The organism is Agromyces sp. NPDC055520, assembly GCF_053619715.1.
The window spans coordinates 220,928-235,274 of record NZ_JBSHJY010000001.1 but is presented as its reverse complement, the minus strand read 5'-3'; the positions used below and the strand labels follow the sequence as shown (position 1 = coordinate 235,274).

The window sequence follows — 14,347 nt, the reverse complement described above, 5'->3', positions numbered from 1 at the left end:
CAGTCCATGACGGAAGCACCGCTCTCCCCCGGCTACCCGGCTTCGGTAGTCGGGGGAGAACTTCGTCTGCCGAAACCACCCGGGGTGATCCGGCAGTTCTGGGCGAGGCATCCGCGACTCGTCGACTGGCTCGTCGCGATCCTGTATTTCGTACCGACCTTCGCCGCGACCCTCGCCGGCGGGTTCCTCCCGGAACCGAGGCCGCCCGCCGCGATCCTCGCGGGAGTCGGGGGCGTCGTGGGCACCGCGGCCGCGCTCGTGTTCGTTCGGCGCAGCCGGCCCTGGCTGCTCACGGCCGTCGCCTGGATCGCGGCACTGTGCGTGTATCCGTTCAGCTCGGTCGACGTGCTGCCGATGGTCTTCGCGCTGTATGCGCTCGCCGTCTACCGTTCGACCCGCGACGCCTGGATCGGTTTCGCCGGCTCGGTCGTCGTCGCCACGATCTCGACCCAACTCGCCGTGTTCGTGCAGGGCCGCGACTCGGTGACGCCGTTCGGCGCGCCGCCAGCGGCATCCGCCACGCAGTTCACCGTGCTGCTGCTGATCGCGACCCTCGTCGGTGTGACCGTCGGCAATCGGCGCCGCTACCTGAACGCGCTCATCGATCGTGCCCACGACCTCGCCCGCGAACGCGACCAACAGGCGCAGCTCGCGACCGCGCTCGAGCGCTCCCGCATCGCCCGCGAGATGCACGACATCGTCTCGCACAGCCTCACCGTCATGGTGACGCTCGCCGACGGCTCGGCCGTGACGACGGCCCGCGATCCCGGCCGCGCCGCCGAAGCGATGGGGCACGTCGCCGAAACCGGCCGTGCGGCGCTCGCCGACATGCGCCGCATGCTCGGTGTGCTCGCCGAGCCCGGCGCACCCGTCGACGAACTCGCCCCGCAACCCGGCGCTGCCGCCATGCCCGCGCTCGTCGAGAGCTTCCGCACCGCAGGGCTGCCGGTGCACTTCACGACCATCGGTGCGCCGGTCGGCGACCCGAACCTGCAGCTGACGGTCTACCGCATCGTGCAGGAGGGGCTCACCAATGCACTGCGCTACGCCGCGACCGCGCATCGGGTCGACGTCACCGTCGACCACGCCGACGGCATCGTGCGCGTCGACGTGGTCGACGACGCTCCGCCCTCGTCCCACGCGCCCGCCGCCGGCGGCGCGGGCGCAGCTGCCACCGCGACCCCGGCGCCTGCCGCCACGACCTCGTCGGCACCGGAGATCGCCGGGGGCGGCAACGGGCTCGTCGGCATGCGCGAGCGGGTCGCCGTGTACGGCGGCGCACTCGAAGCCGGCCCCCGCCCGGTGCGCGGATGGCGCGTGCACGCCGTGCTCCGCGCCGAGACGACGCCGCCCCACCCGAAGGAGACCGAGTGACTCCCGCCCGACCACCGATCAGAGTCGCCATCGCCGATGATCAGGCCCTCGTGCGCACCGGGCTGCGCATGGTGCTCGAAGCCGAGCCCGACCTCGCCGTCGTCGGCGAAGCGGGCGACGGGCGCGCGGCGATCGATCTCGCCGAGCGCCACGAGATCGACGTCATGCTGATGGATGTTCGGATGCCGGAGGTCGACGGCATCGCCGCGACCGAGGCGATCGTGGGCGGTGGTCGGCGTACGCGAGTGCTCGTGCTGACGACGTTCGACCTCGACGAGGTCGCGTTCGCCGCCATTCGCGCGGGCGCGAGCGGGTTTCTGCTGAAGGACTCGCGGCCCGCCGAGCTCGTCGGCGCGATCCGCACCGTGCACGCGGGTGAGGCCGCGCTCGCGCCCCGCGTGACGCGCCGCATGATCGAGCTCTTCGCGAGCGATCTGCCCGGAGACGCGGCACCGCGCGAAGCTCCTGGTCTCGACGCGCTCACCCCTCGCGAGCGGGAGATCCTGATCGCGGTCGCCGAGGGCCGCAGCAACACCGAGATCGCCGAGGCGTTCTTCCTGTCGGAGTCGACGGTGAAGACCCACGTCGGCCGGGTGCTGCAGAAACTCGACGCCCGAGACCGGGTGCAGCTCGTGATCTACGCCTACGAGCACGAGCTGCTGCCGATGCCCGGCGCATCCTGAGTCAGTAGGCTGACGGGGCAACGAAACCACGGAGGCCCCTGCATGCCCGCTGCCGATCTGACCCGACTCGAAGCCGAAGAACGCGCCCGCCTCGTGCGGTCGCCGCGCTACGACATCAGCCTCGACCTGACGGGCACGGGTGAGACGTTCCGCAGCGAGACGCTCGTGACGTTCGGGGCGGCTCCGGGGTCGTCGACCTTCATCGAGGCCTGCACGACCGAGGTGCACGAGATCACACTGAACGGCCGCCCGCTCGACCCCGCGACGGCCAGCGACGGCACGCGCATCCGCCTGGAGGATCTCGCCGCCGAGAACGAGCTGCGTGTCGTCTCGACGGCCGCGTTCACGAACACCGGCGAGGGCCTGCATCGCTTCGTCGACCCCGTCGACGGAGCGCGCTACCTCTACACCGAGTTCGCCGTCGCCGAGGCGAACCGGGTGTTCGCGGTGTTCGACCAGCCCGACCTGAAGGCGTCGTTCACGTTCACGATCACGGCGCCCGCCGATTGGACGGTGCTGAGCAATGCTGCCTCGCCCGAGCCGTCACCGTTCGCTGAGCCCGTCGAATCGAGCACTCCGGTCGAGCTCTCTTCGACACGCTCAGGGAGCAGTTTCGCGACGTGGTCGTTCGAGCCCGGCCCGGTCATCTCGAGCTACATCGTCGCGATCGTCGCCGGCCCCTACGCCGCCTGGCACGGCAGCGCGCGCAGCGTCGACGGCCGCGACATCCCGCTCGGCGTGCTCACCCGGGCGAGCCTCGCGCAGTACGCCGAACCCGAGGTCATGTTCGAACTCGTGCAGGCCGGCCTCGCCTTCTACGAGACCGCGTTCGGCGTGCCCTACCCGTACGGCAAGTACGACCAGATCTTCGTGCCCGAGTACAACTGGGGCGCCATGGAGAACGTCGGCGCCGTCACGTTCAACGAGTCCTACCTCTTCCGTTCCCGGGTCTCCGACGCGCGGCGCGAGCAGCGCGCGATCGTCGTGCTGCACGAACTCTCGCACATGTGGTTCGGCAATTCCGTCACGATGAAGTGGTGGAACGACCTGTGGCTCAACGAGTCGTTCGCGACGTGGGCCTCGACGCTCGCGACCGCGGCGGTGACCGAGTTCACGGGTGTCTGGGCGACGTTCGCGAGCGACGAGAAGACCCACGCGGCCGAGCAGGACCAGCTGCCGTCGACGCATCCGATCGTCGCCGAGATCGCGAACCTCGCCGACGTCGAGGTCAACTTCGATGCGATCACCTACGACAAGGGCGCCTCGGTGCTGAAGCAGCTCGTCGCCTGGGTCGGCCTCGACGCGTTCCAGCGCGGTGTCGGCGCCTACCTCACCGCCCACGCCGGCGGCAACGCGACGCTCCGCGACCTCCTCGACGAGCTCGAGACCGCGAGCGGCCGCGACCTCACGCGCTGGTCGGCGCTCTGGCTCGAGACGGCGGGCGTCAACACGCTGCGCGCCGTGATCGAGGTCTCGAGCGGGCTCGACCAGCACGACGCGGGCACGATCACCGCCGCCCGCATCGAGCAGAGCGCGGCCCCGGGGCATCCGACCCTCAGACCGCATCGCCTGGCGCTCGGCTGCTACGAACTCGGCGACGACGGGCTCGAGCGCACGCATCGCATCGAACTCGACGTCGACGGCGCGGTGACCGAGGTGCCCGAACTCGTGGGACTCGCGCGCCCGGCGCTGCTGCTCGTCAACGACGACGACCTCACGTACGCGAAGGTACGGCTCGACCCCGACTCGCTGCGCATCGCGATCGATCACCTGCCCGAGCTCGCCGACCCCGTCGCACGCGCCGTGGTGCTCGGCTCCGCGTGGGACGCCCTGCGTGACGCCGAAGTGCCCACGATCGACTTCGTGCGGCTCGTGATCGGCAGCGTCGGCCACGAGACGCAGTCGTCGGCGCGTGGTCTCGCGCTCGCCCGCCTCGAACTCGCGATCAGCCGCTACCTCGCCGACGAGCACCGCGAACGCGTCGCAGCCGAGGCGGGCGACGCGGTCTGGGCGCTCGCCGAGCTCGCTGAGCCGGGCTCCGACACCCAGCTGCAGTTCGTCAAGGGATTCACGCGCATCGCCTCGACCGCGGCGCACGCCGACGTGCTCGGCAGCCTGCTCGACGGTTCGATCAAGCTCGCAGGGCTCGACGTCGACCTCGACCTGCACTGGGAGCTGGTCGTCGCCCGCGCCGCGCTCGGCGCCGCCTCCGACGACGAGATCGACGAGGCGCTCGCTCGTGACGACACCGCCAAGGGGCGGCTCCTCGCCGAGACCGCGCGTGCCGCCCGGCCCGATCAGGCGGTGAAGGATGCTGCGTGGCGACGCGTCGCGACGGACGACTCGCTCTCGAACGACCTCGCGCGTGCGATCGCCGACGGCTGGCAGCGCACGACGCAACCCGAACTGCTCGCGAGCACCGCAATCGGGTACTTCGACGCGCTGCAGAGCATCTGGGCGAGTCGGAGCTTCACGATGGGCTCGCTCATCGTGAAGCGACTGTACCCGGCGCCGCTCGTCTCGACCGAGCTCGCGGCCATGACCCGCACCTGGCTCGCGGCGAACCCGACGCCTGCGCCGCTGCACCGGCTCGTCTCCGAGCACCTCGATGAACTCGAGCGGGCACTCGCCGCGCAGGCACGCGATGCCAGCGAGCTCTCGGGCGCGGCTCAGTAGACTTTCACACCATGTTCGGATTCGCAGCGACCCCAGGTGAGGACAATCCGGTGAGCGGTGACTTCTGGACTGGCATCGTCGACTACTGGGTCGCCAACTGGGACGACGTGCTCGGCAACCTCATCTCGATCATCTTCATCATCGCGATCGCGCTGCTCATCCGCTGGGTGCTGCATTTCGTCATCGAACGTGTCGTCAAGCAGATCGTCACGGGCGTCAAGAAGAAGCAGGACGTCACCGACACCCAGGCGCTGCAGGCGACCGCCTCACCGCTCGCCGCCGTGCGCCTCGTGCAGCGAACCCGAACCCTCGGTTCGGTGCTCACGAACATCGTCAACGTGACGCTCTTCATCATCGTCGTACTGCTCGTCGTCAACACGATCAATCAAGAGGTGCTCGCCTCGTTCGCGTTGCTCACAGCCGCGATCGGCGCAGGTCTGGGCTTCGGCGCGCAGAACATCGTGAAAGACGTGCTCAACGGCCTCTTCATGGTCGTCGAAGACCAGGTCGGCGTCGGCGACATCGTCGATCTCGGGCCTGCCACCGGCATCGTCGAAGCGGTGCAGATCCGCATCACCAAGGTGCGCGACGTGAACGGCACGCTGTGGTTCGTGCGCAACGGAGAGATCCTGCGTGTCGGCAACATGTCGCAGGGTTGGGCCCGGGTCATCCTCGACCTCGCTGTTCCGTACGACGTGGACGTCGACGCGGTCGAGGCCGAACTGCTGCGCACCGCCACCGACATGTCCCAGACGGGCAAGTGGCGCTCCCGAATCCTCGAGAAGCCCGAGGTGTGGGGACTCGAGTCGATCACGGCCGAAGCTCTCGTCATCCGCGTGGTCATGAAAGTGCGCTCCTCGGCGAAGGACGACGTCGCTCGCGAGCTGCGCATGCGACTCAAGCACGCGCTCGACGAGATGGGCGTGAAGCTCCCGAGCCTGAACAGCGTCGTGCTGGCCGGATTCGACGGCGCCACCCGCGTCAAAGGCGCGAAGCCCCCGAAGACCTCGCCGAACGCCGTCGTCGCCGGCGACACCGGAGCGGCCGCAGCCCGTGCTGCCGTCACGAAGCCGCGGGCACCCCGCGCACCGAAGCCGCCGGCCCCGCCGGCCGGAGGGACATCATGAGCGAGCAACTGCCGATCGAGGCGTCCGGCGGCCCCCGCCCGGCGAACGTGCCGCCCCGCAGCACCCAGGACGACGGGTCGGTCGGCGCCTCGTTCTACGAGATCGTCGGCGGCCGGGCGACCTTCGAGAAGCTCGTCACCGAGTTCTACCGCGGCGTCGCCGACGACCCTGTGCTGAGGCCCATGTATCCCGAAGAGGATCTCGGACCCGCCGCCGAGCGGCTCACGATGTTCCTCGAGCAGTACTGGGGCGGCCCCGGCACCTACAGCGAGCAGCGCGGACACCCCCGCTTGCGCCAACGGCACGTACCGTTCAAGGTGAACCCCGATGCGCGCGATCGCTGGCTCGCCCACATGCGCGTCGCGCTCGATTCGCTCGAACTGCCGCCCCTCGCCGAAGAGACCCTGTGGGACTATCTCGAGCGGGCGGCGTTCGCGATGATCAACACATTCGACGAGTAGCCGGCCGGCAGCACCCCACCCGACGCACCACCACCCCACCCGACGCACCCCCTCACCACCCGAGACGAAGGAGTCCTTGTGGCCGCCTCCCCCGCACCCGCCGCGACTGAACGCACGCAGAAGCCCGCCGACGCCATCGTCGTCGGCGCCGGACTCTCCGGTCTCGTCGCCGCGGCCGAGCTCGTCGACGCCGGCAAGCACGTCGTGATCGTCGACCAGGAGCCGGAGGCGAGCCTCGGCGGCCAGGCGCACTGGTCGTTCGGCGGGCTGTTCCTCGTCGACTCCCCCGAACAGCGCCGCATGGGTGTGAAGGACTCGCTCGAGCTCGCGAAGCAGGACTGGGACGGCACCGCGGGCTTCGACCGCGACGACGAAGACGACTGGGGTCGGCGTTGGGCCGACGCCTACGTGGAGTTCGCCGCTGGCGAGAAGCGCGCATGGCTGCACGAGAAGGGCGTGCGCTTCTTCCCCATCGTCGGCTGGGCCGAGCGCGGCGGCTACAACGCCATCGGGCACGGCAACTCCGTGCCGCGGTTCCACATCACCTGGGGCACCGGCCCCGGCGTGCTCGCGCCGTTCATCGCCAAGGTGAAGGCGGGTGAGGCGGCAGGACTCGTCGAGTTCCGCCACCGGCACCGCGTCGACGAGCTCGTCGTCGAAGGCGGAGCCGTCGTCGGCATCCGCGGCGCAGAACTCGCCCCCGACGGTGCAGGCCGCGGCGAGCCCTCGAACCGCGACGTCGTCGGCGAGTTCGAGCTGCGCGCACCCGCCGTCGTCGTCGCCTCGGGCGGCATCGGCGGTAACCATGACCTCGTGCGCGCGGCATGGCCCGACCGCCTCGGCACGCCCCCCGAGCACCTGCTCTCGGGTGTGCCGGCACACGTCGACGGGCGAATGCTCGGCATCGCCGAGGCATCCGGTGCGCGGCTCGTCAACGGCGACCGCATGTGGCACTACACCGAGGGCATCACCAACTGGGACCCGATCTGGCCGATGCACGGCATCCGCATCCTGCCGGGCCCCTCATCGCTCTGGTTCGACGCGACGGGCAAGCGACTGCCCGTGCCGCTCTTCCCCGGATTCGACACACTCGGCACGCTCGAGCACCTGATGACGACCGGCCACGACCACTCGTGGTTCGTGCTCACGCAGAAGATCATCGAGAAGGAGTTCGCGCTCTCGGGCAGCGAGCAGAACCCCGACCTCACCGGCAAAGACCTGAAGCTGCTCGCGCAGCGGCTCGGCTCGGGCGCTCCCGGCCCGGTCGAGGCGTTCAAAGAGCACGGCGTCGACTTCGTGGTCGCCGACACCCTCGACGAGTTGTTCGACGGCATGCGCGCGCTCTCGCCCGACGCCGAACTCGACACCGCGAACATCGAACGCGAGATCGTCGCGCGCGACCGCGAGATCGACAACGAGTTCACGAAGGACCTGCAGCTCACTGCCGTGCGCGGCGCCCGCAACTACCGCGGCGACAAGCTCATCCGCGTGGCGACGCCGCACCGGATCCTCGACCCGAAGGCCGGTCCGCTCATCGCGGTGAAGCTGCACATCCTCACCCGCAAGAGCCTCGGCGGCATCCAGACCGACCTCGACTCGCGTGCGCTCGGGTCGAACGGCGCGCCGGTGCCGGGGCTCTACGCAGTGGGCGAGGCCTCGGGGTTCGGCGGGGGCGGCGTGCACGGGTACCGGGCGCTCGAGGGCACGTTCCTGGGCGGATGCCTCTTCACCGGGCGCGCCGCCGGGCGCGCGATCGCCCGGGGCTGACCGCCGGTCAGGCCTTCAGCGTCCAGGGCTTGCGGCGCACGAGCACGTGGCCCCGGCGCGACGAGAGGCGGGTCCACGGGCCGGTCTCGAAGAGCTTCACCTCGTCGTCGCCGAGGAACCCGAGGCTGTACGCCGCGAACGCGGCGCCCGTCGGGATGTACTCGACGCCCTCGACTCCGCGCCCCCAGACCTCTGAGCGCACGCGTTGCACGAGCTGTTCACCGGTGCCGGCGGGGATCGCCTCGGCGACCTCGTCGATGCCCGCACGTGCTGCAGTCTCGAGCGTCGCGGCATCCGTCGTGCCGAGCGGGCGCCAGCCGCCCCGCGGCGGCGAGATGCCCGCCCAGGTGACCGTGTTGACCTCTGGAGGGCGCGACATCGAGACGGGGCGCGAGTCGTCGTCTTCACCGAGCTCGCCCCGCGCGCGCACGATGCGCTCGACGAGCGAACGCATCGGCACGACCGAGTCGAACTCCTCGTCGTCGGCGAGGGCGAAGGTGCGCAGGCCGAGCACGGTGGGGCTCTCGTCGAGGATGCCCCTCGGGTACAGGATCGCGGTGTACACGGCGAGGATGCCGGAGCCGGCCACGAGACGTACGGAACCGTCTTCAACGCGACCTGCGCGCTGCAGATACGTGTGCAGGTCTCCGAGCGACAGGCTGTCGGCGAGCGTGAGTTGTTGAGCCATCTCCTGTCTAAACTACCAAGAGAGCGCCGCCGCCCAGGCGGTCACACGCTCTTCGGGTCACGAGCGGTCACCGACCACCGACACGGAGGAACGATGAACGGTCCGATCGACGGCCTGCTGAGCACGCTGCACCTCACCGATACCGGCGCGCGCACCACTGAAGACATCTTCACGGGGCCGTCGCAGTGGATGCCGCTCGGCCGGGTCTTCGGCGGCCAAGTGCTCGCGCAGTCGCTGATCGCCGCGATGCGCACGGTGCCCGACGACCGCACGATCCACTCGATGCACGGGTACTTCCTGCGCCCCGGCGACGTGGCGCACCCCATCACGTTCTCGGTCGACCGCCTGCACGACGGCCGCTCGTTCTCGACGCGTCGCACCCACGCCTTCCAGAACGGCGTGCCGATCCTCTCGCTCATCGCCTCGTTCCAGACCGACGACGACGGCGTCTCCCACCAGGTCGAGATGCCGACCGCCCTGCCCGACCCCGAGACGCTGCCGTCGACGGCCGACGTGCTCGGCGACCTCGACCACGACGTCGCCCGGTACTGGTCGAACGAGCGCGCCTTCGACGTGCGGCACGTGCCGTCGCCCATCTACCTGACGGTCGAGGGCGAGCGGGTGCCGCGCCAGGCGGTGTGGATGAAGGCGTTCGGCCGCCTCCCCGACGACCTCAACCTGCACCGGGCCGCCCTCGCGTACGCGAGCGACTACTCGATCCTCGAGCCGATCCTGCGCGCGCACGGCATCGCCTGGGCGACGCGGGGCCTGAAGGTCGCGAGTCTCGACCACGCGATGTGGTGGCACCGCGACGCACGCGTCGATGAGTGGCTGCTCTACACGCAGGATTCGCCGTCGGCCGGCGGCGGGCGGGGCCTCTCCCTCGGCCGCATCTACACCCGCGAGGGCGTGCTCGTGGCGAGCGTCGCCCAAGAGGGCATGGTGCGGGTGCCCGCGCGCGACTGAGTCGGGCGCAGCCGGCTGAAGAGATGCTGTGGAATGCGTCGTGCGCGTCGCAGCGTGTTCCAGAATGGGCCAAAGGCGCTCGCGGGTGCGGGCGACGCAGACGAAGGAGTGCTCGCGATGACCGATCCCACTCGACGCACCATCCTCACCCTGGGCTCCGTCGGTGCCGTCGGCGGCGCACTCGCGCTCGCAGGCTGTGCAGCGGATGCCCCGAGCTCGAGCGGCTCGGACGGTGCGACGCCGTCGAACACCGTCGAAGAGCCGCCGGCCACGACCGCGCACTCCGCGGCGCCCGACGCTCCGCCCGCCGGCGGCGACATCGCTGCGCTCGCCGACGTGCCCGTGGGCGGCAGCATCGATGCCACGATCGACGGGGCGCCGGCCCTCGTGGCGCAGCCCACCGCGGGGCAGGTCGTCGCGTTCAGTGCGATCTGCACGCATCAGCAGTGCGTCGTCGCCGCAGCGGGCAACGAGTTCCACTGCCCGTGCCACGGCTCGATGTACGACGCCGCGACGGGCGACGTCATCCAGGGCCCTGCGCTCAAGCCCCTGACCCCGATCGCCGTCGCCGTCGCGGGCGACCGCATCGTGACGGCGTCGTGACGGCCTCGTGACGATGGAGTACTCGTTCGCGGGGCTGCCACTGCACATACTGCTCGTGCACGCCGTCGTCGTGCTCACGCCGCTGCTCGGCCTGCTGCTCATCGTGATCGCGGCCTGGCCCGCCGCGCGCCGAGTGCTCTGGCTGCCCACGCTCATCGGCGCGGCACTCGTGCTGCCCCTCGGACTCATCACGATCGAGGCCGGCAAGTGGCTCGAGCAGCGGGTGCCGCCGGCACCGCTCATCCAGGCGCACACCGCGCTGGGCGAAGACATCGTGCCGTGGCTCACCGCACTGCTCGTGCTCGCGGCGGTCATCGCGGGCTGGGCGCTCATCGAGCGCGCCGCACGGCGACGCGGGGCCGACGCCCGACAGCCTGCCGCGGGGTCGGCGAGCGTGCCCGCACGGCCGAGCCGCGGCATCCGCATCGCCGTCGGCGCCGTGCTCACGGTCGCCGCGCTCGTGATCACCGCCGGCTCGACCTGGACGCTCGTGCAGATCGCCGAGGCCGGCAGCCGAGCCGTCTGGGAGGGCTCGTTCAGCGACCAACCGCTCGGCGGCTGACCCCGGCTCGGTCGATCGCCCGCGCTGGGGTCAGCGGCGGCGGAACTCGACCGGCGCGCCGAGATAGGGTTCCCAGGCCGCCCGCTCGGCCTCGGCGATGCGGCGCGGTCGCTCGGTGACGGCGTCGACGAGCACGATCGTCGTCACCGCTCGGGTGTAGAGCACCCTCGGCTCGACCCCGACCGGCGAATACACCTCGTAGCAGACGTCGAGGCTCGCCCCGCCCATGTGGCCGATCCAGAGCTCGATGTCGACCGGCTGACGCTGATACGGGATGGGGGCGAGGTACTCCACCTCTTGGCGCGCGATCAGCGTGATCGTGGTCGCGCCGGGCGTCGCATCGAGCACCGCCGTCGACGCCCCGGCAGCGTGCTCCGACGTGTCGTCGCTCACCCAGAACGCCTGGATGCGCGCCTCTTCGAGGAGGCTCAGCATGCGCGCGTTGTTCACGTGCCCGTAGGCGTCGAGGTCGCTCCACCGCAGCGGCGTGGGCACGTGAAGGCGCATCTCAGTCTCTCGTGAGCTTGCGGTAGGCCGAGCGGTGCGGCTTGGCGGCATCGGGGCCGAGCCGCTCGATCTTGTTCTCTTCGTACGACTCGAAGTTGCCCTCGAACCAGTACCAGTTCGAGGGGTCTTCGTCGGTGCCCTCGTACGCGAGGATGTGCGTCGCGATGCGGTCGAGGAACCACCGGTCGTGGGTGATGACCACGGCGCAGCCGGGGAACTCGAGCAGGGCGTTCTCGAGACTCGACAGGGTCTCGACGTCGAGGTCGTTGGTGGGCTCGTCGAGCAGCAGCAGGTTGCCGCCCTGCTTGAGTGTGAGCGCGAGGTTCAGGCGGTTGCGCTCACCACCCGAGAGCACGCCGGCCTTCTTCTGCTGGTCGGGGCCTTTGAACCCGAAGGTCGACACGTAGGCACGGCTCGGCACCTCGACCTTGCCGACCTGGATGTAGTCGAGTCCGTCGGAGACGACCTCCCAGAGCGATTTGTTCGGGTCGATGCCGCCTCGCGACTGGTCGACGTACGAGATCTTCACGGTCTCGCCGATCTTGACGCTGCCGGAATCGCTCGGCTCGAGGCCGACGATGGTCTTGAACAGCGTGGTCTTGCCGACGCCGTTGGGGCCGATGATGCCGACGATGCCGTTGCGCGGCAGCGAGAAGCTGAGGCCGTCGATGAGCGTGCGGTCGCCGAAGCCCTTCTTCAGGTTCTCGACCTCGAGCACGATGTCGCCGAGACGCGGACCCGCGGGGATCTGGATCTCTTCGAAGTCGAGCTTGCGCGTGCGCTCGGCCTCTGCCGCCATCTCTTCGTAACGGGCGAGACGGGCCTTGGACTTGGCCTGGCGGCCCTTCGCGTTCGAGCGCACCCAGTCGAGCTCCTCAGAGAGGCGCTTGGCGAGCTTCGCGTCTTTCTTGCCCGCAATGGTGAGTCGCTCCTGCTTCTTCTCGAGGTAGGTCGAGTAGTTGCCCTCGTAGGGGTAGAGCCGACCGCGGTCGACCTCGCAGATCCACTCGGCGACGTGGTCGAGGAAGTACCGGTCGTGGGTGACGGCGAGCACGGCACCGGGGTACTTGGCGAGGTGCTGCTCGAGCCAGAGCACGCTCTCGGCGTCGAGGTGGTTGGTGGGCTCGTCGAGCAGCAGCAGGTCGGGCTTCTGCAGCAGCAGCTTGCAGAGGGCGACGCGGCGCTTCTCACCGCCCGAGAGCACGGAGATCTGCTCGTCGCCGGGCGGGCAGCGCAGTGCGTCCATCGCCTGCTCGAGCTGCGAGTCGAGATCCCACGCGTCGGCGGCGTCGATGGCCTCTTGCAGAGTGCCCATCTCGGCGAGCAACGCGTCGAAGTCGGCGTCGGGCTCGGCCATCGCGAGTGAGATCTCGTTGAAGCGATCGAGCTTCGCCTTGATCGGGCCGACGCCCTCTTGCACGTTCTCGAGCACCGTCTTGGTCTCGTCGAGCACCGGCTCCTGCATGAGGATGCCGACCGAGTAACCGGGGGTCAGCTTGGCCTCGCCGTTGGAGGGCTGGTCGAGACCGGCCATGATCTTGAGGATCGTCGACTTGCCGGCGCCGTTCGGGCCGACCACGCCGATCTTCGCTCCGGGCAGGAATGCCATCGTCACGTCATCGAGGATGACCTTGTCTCCGACCGCCTTGCGGGCGCGAACCATCGAGTAAATGTAATCAGCCATGTCGCCTACCAGTCTATGGGGCGGGTCTGCCCGACGAGACAGCCGCCCGTGCCGAGCGGCGGACGGAGCGCCCCATGATAGCCGCCGGACTTCGGGCCGTACTGTCCGACGAGGCACTCGCCCTGGAAGAGCACCGAGAACTGCATGGAGTCGGCGGGATCGCCGATCGTCGTCGTGTCGGCCGTGACCTGCATCTGCGACTTGTCGAAGCCGGCCGCCACGAGGGCGTCGATGAAGTCGCGCCCACCGGCCGCGGCGTTCGCGGCGATCACGCCGCCGTTCACCCAATCGAAGTAGGCCTGGTTCTCGGCCGCCGAGAGCTCGGGCTTGAAATCGGGCGCCGTCGCGGTCGGGCCTCCGGCGTCGGTGGGCGTCGGTCGAGTGGTCGGCGGGGTCGTGGGTTCGGTTGCATCGGCGCTGCATCCGGCCAGCGCGACAATGATCGCGGCCCCGGCGCATGCCAGGGCCGCAGTGCTTCCGAACCGCCGTCTCATCGTTCCCCTCACCGGCGGTGGCGACCGCCCGAGCCGATTCTAGGCGGTGTGCCGATGGGCCCGGCTCGGGCGGCGCTGTCGGATGGCGGCGGATGCGCTGGTCAGGCGAGGATCGCCCGGTCGAACTCGGCCCGCCCCATCGCGTCGGCGACGTCGACGGCGACGTCGACGTCGCCCGTGTCCTCGCCGGTGTCGTCGTCGGAGTCGTCGTCGGTGTCGTCGTCGACCTCCGCGTCCACGCGGGCGCCGTACTCGGCGTCCAGGTCGTCGTCGGGCCGGGGCACGCCGACGCCCCCGAACCCCACGACCTCGCCCGTGACCCCGTCGACGAGTTCACCGGGTGACGCAGTGGCGGCCGAGGACTCCACCGGACGCGCGGAATGCACCCTCGCGTAGGAGGTGACGCACCAGGCGAGGTCGTGGCCGATCGAATCGGCCTCGATCTCGATCGAGGTGCCCGACTTCTCGCCCGCGGTCCACGAACGCAGTCGGAGCCGGCCGTGCACGACGAGTCGCTGCCCCTTGCGGACGGACAGGTTCGCATTCGACGCGAGCTGACGGAAGGCCGAGACGGTGTACCAGTTCGTCTCGCCGTCTTCCCACACACCCTTGGCGCGATCGAAGACGCGCCTCGTCGATGCGAGCCGGAACGAGGTGATGGCGAGTCCGCCGCCGGTGACCCGGTACGTGGGATCGGTTCCCACGAGACCCGTCACGGTGATGATGTCGGTCATGTGCTGCACTCCTTGGTCGGA

Annotated in this window: 14 protein-coding genes; 9 read left to right on the top strand and 5 right to left on the bottom strand. The window is 70.0% G+C overall.

Going from position 1 to position 14,347, the window contains the following annotated elements:
* The first annotated feature begins 6 nt into the window (after positions 1-6).
* From ACWGST_RS01075 to ACWGST_RS01050, 6 genes are all read left to right on the top strand, one after another.
* Complete coding sequence (locus tag ACWGST_RS01075; protein WP_452044787.1) at positions 7-1,374, top strand: sensor histidine kinase; 1,368 nt, start codon at positions 7-9, stop codon at positions 1,372-1,374.
* Positions 1,371-2,057 carry a response regulator gene (locus tag ACWGST_RS01070; RefSeq protein ID WP_452044786.1) on the top strand — a complete coding sequence of 229 codons (687 nt, stop codon included), beginning with the start codon at positions 1,371-1,373 and terminating at the stop codon, positions 2,055-2,057. Before ACWGST_RS01075 ends, ACWGST_RS01070 begins: the two co-directional genes overlap by 4 nt.
* A gap of 42 nt (positions 2,058-2,099) precedes the next feature.
* A complete protein-coding gene (gene pepN / locus ACWGST_RS01065; protein ID WP_452044785.1) occupies positions 2,100-4,733 on the top strand; it encodes an aminopeptidase N in 2,634 nt (877 codons plus the stop codon).
* Between the two features lie 11 nt (positions 4,734-4,744).
* Positions 4,745-5,860, top strand: coding sequence for a mechanosensitive ion channel family protein (locus ACWGST_RS01060; RefSeq protein ID WP_452044784.1), 1,116 nt, complete (start codon positions 4,745-4,747; stop codon positions 5,858-5,860).
* On the top strand, positions 5,857-6,321 hold the full coding sequence (locus tag ACWGST_RS01055; protein ID WP_452044783.1) for a globin: 465 nt from the start codon (positions 5,857-5,859) through the stop codon (positions 6,319-6,321). The genes ACWGST_RS01060 and ACWGST_RS01055 overlap by 4 nt, the downstream gene beginning before the upstream one ends.
* Positions 6,322-6,399: 78 nt before the next feature.
* The gene (locus ACWGST_RS01050; RefSeq protein WP_452044782.1) at positions 6,400-8,088 is read left to right on the top strand and encodes an FAD-binding dehydrogenase; all 1,689 of its coding nucleotides are present in this window, start codon (positions 6,400-6,402) and stop codon (positions 8,086-8,088) included.
* 7 nt (positions 8,089-8,095) lie between these two features.
* On the opposite strand, the gene ACWGST_RS01045 is transcribed toward ACWGST_RS01050, so the two are convergent.
* Complete coding sequence (locus ACWGST_RS01045) at positions 8,096-8,776, bottom strand: hypothetical protein (protein ID WP_452044781.1); 681 nt, start codon at positions 8,774-8,776, stop codon at positions 8,096-8,098.
* A gap of 93 nt (positions 8,777-8,869) precedes the next feature.
* Here ACWGST_RS01045 and ACWGST_RS01040 point away from each other — a divergent pair, with 93 nt between their 5' ends.
* The 3 genes from ACWGST_RS01040 (at position 8,870) to ACWGST_RS01030 (ending at position 10,907) form a co-directional block, all read left to right on the top strand.
* Positions 8,870-9,742, top strand: coding sequence for an acyl-CoA thioesterase (locus ACWGST_RS01040; protein ID WP_452044780.1), 873 nt, complete (start codon positions 8,870-8,872; stop codon positions 9,740-9,742).
* Between the two features lie 117 nt (positions 9,743-9,859).
* Positions 9,860-10,345, top strand: a complete 486-nt coding sequence (locus tag ACWGST_RS01035; protein ID WP_452044779.1) for a QcrA and Rieske domain-containing protein — start codon at positions 9,860-9,862, stop codon at positions 10,343-10,345.
* Between the two features lie 13 nt (positions 10,346-10,358).
* Positions 10,359-10,907 carry a hypothetical protein gene (locus ACWGST_RS01030; protein WP_452044778.1) on the top strand — a complete coding sequence of 183 codons (549 nt, stop codon included), beginning with the start codon at positions 10,359-10,361 and terminating at the stop codon, positions 10,905-10,907.
* Positions 10,908-10,937: 30 nt separating this feature from the next.
* Here ACWGST_RS01030 and ACWGST_RS01025 read toward each other — a convergent pair whose 3' ends face one another.
* The 4 genes from ACWGST_RS01025 to ACWGST_RS01010 all read right to left on the bottom strand — a co-directional run bounded on the left by ACWGST_RS01025 (position 10,938) and on the right by ACWGST_RS01010 (position 14,326).
* On the bottom strand, positions 10,938-11,414 hold the full coding sequence (locus tag ACWGST_RS01025) for an acyl-CoA thioesterase (RefSeq protein ID WP_452044777.1): 477 nt from the start codon (positions 11,412-11,414) through the stop codon (positions 10,938-10,940).
* A gap of 1 nt (position 11,415) precedes the next feature.
* Positions 11,416-13,098, bottom strand: a complete 1,683-nt coding sequence (gene ettA, locus ACWGST_RS01020) for an energy-dependent translational throttle protein EttA (protein WP_452044776.1) — start codon at positions 13,096-13,098, stop codon at positions 11,416-11,418.
* A gap of 5 nt (positions 13,099-13,103) precedes the next feature.
* Entirely contained in the window at positions 13,104-13,592 is a 489-nt protein-coding gene (locus ACWGST_RS01015; protein ID WP_452044775.1) for a DUF6993 domain-containing protein, read from the bottom strand.
* A 101-nt stretch (positions 13,593-13,693) separates the two neighbouring features.
* A complete protein-coding gene (locus ACWGST_RS01010) occupies positions 13,694-14,326 on the bottom strand; it encodes a single-stranded DNA-binding protein (RefSeq protein ID WP_452044774.1) in 633 nt (210 codons plus the stop codon).
* Positions 14,327-14,347: the final 21 nt, after the last annotated feature.

What these genes read in the sequence shown, in the direction of transcription:
- ACWGST_RS01035 (WP_452044779.1), top strand. Translation starts at nt 9,860, where the DNA reads ATGACCGATCCCACTCGACGCACCATCCTCACCCTGGGCTCCGTCGGT.
- ACWGST_RS01025 (WP_452044777.1), bottom strand. Translation starts at nt 11,414, where the DNA reads ATGCGCCTTCACGTGCCCACGCCGCTGCGGTGGAGCGACCTCGACGCC.
- ACWGST_RS01030 (WP_452044778.1), top strand. Translation starts at nt 10,359, where the DNA reads ATGGAGTACTCGTTCGCGGGGCTGCCACTGCACATACTGCTCGTGCAC.
- ACWGST_RS01060 (WP_452044784.1), top strand. Translation starts at nt 4,745, where the DNA reads ATGTTCGGATTCGCAGCGACCCCAGGTGAGGACAATCCGGTGAGCGGT.
- pepN (WP_452044785.1), top strand. Translation starts at nt 2,100, where the DNA reads ATGCCCGCTGCCGATCTGACCCGACTCGAAGCCGAAGAACGCGCCCGC.
- ACWGST_RS01075 (WP_452044787.1), top strand. Translation starts at nt 7, where the DNA reads ATGACGGAAGCACCGCTCTCCCCCGGCTACCCGGCTTCGGTAGTCGGG.
- ettA (WP_452044776.1), bottom strand. Translation starts at nt 13,098, where the DNA reads ATGGCTGATTACATTTACTCGATGGTTCGCGCCCGCAAGGCGGTCGGA.
- ACWGST_RS01055 (WP_452044783.1), top strand. Translation starts at nt 5,857, where the DNA reads ATGAGCGAGCAACTGCCGATCGAGGCGTCCGGCGGCCCCCGCCCGGCG.
- ACWGST_RS01010 (WP_452044774.1), bottom strand. Translation starts at nt 14,326, where the DNA reads ATGACCGACATCATCACCGTGACGGGTCTCGTGGGAACCGATCCCACG.
- ACWGST_RS01015 (WP_452044775.1), bottom strand. Translation starts at nt 13,592, where the DNA reads ATGAGACGGCGGTTCGGAAGCACTGCGGCCCTGGCATGCGCCGGGGCC.
- ACWGST_RS01040 (WP_452044780.1), top strand. Translation starts at nt 8,870, where the DNA reads ATGAACGGTCCGATCGACGGCCTGCTGAGCACGCTGCACCTCACCGAT.
- ACWGST_RS01045 (WP_452044781.1), bottom strand. Translation starts at nt 8,776, where the DNA reads ATGGCTCAACAACTCACGCTCGCCGACAGCCTGTCGCTCGGAGACCTG.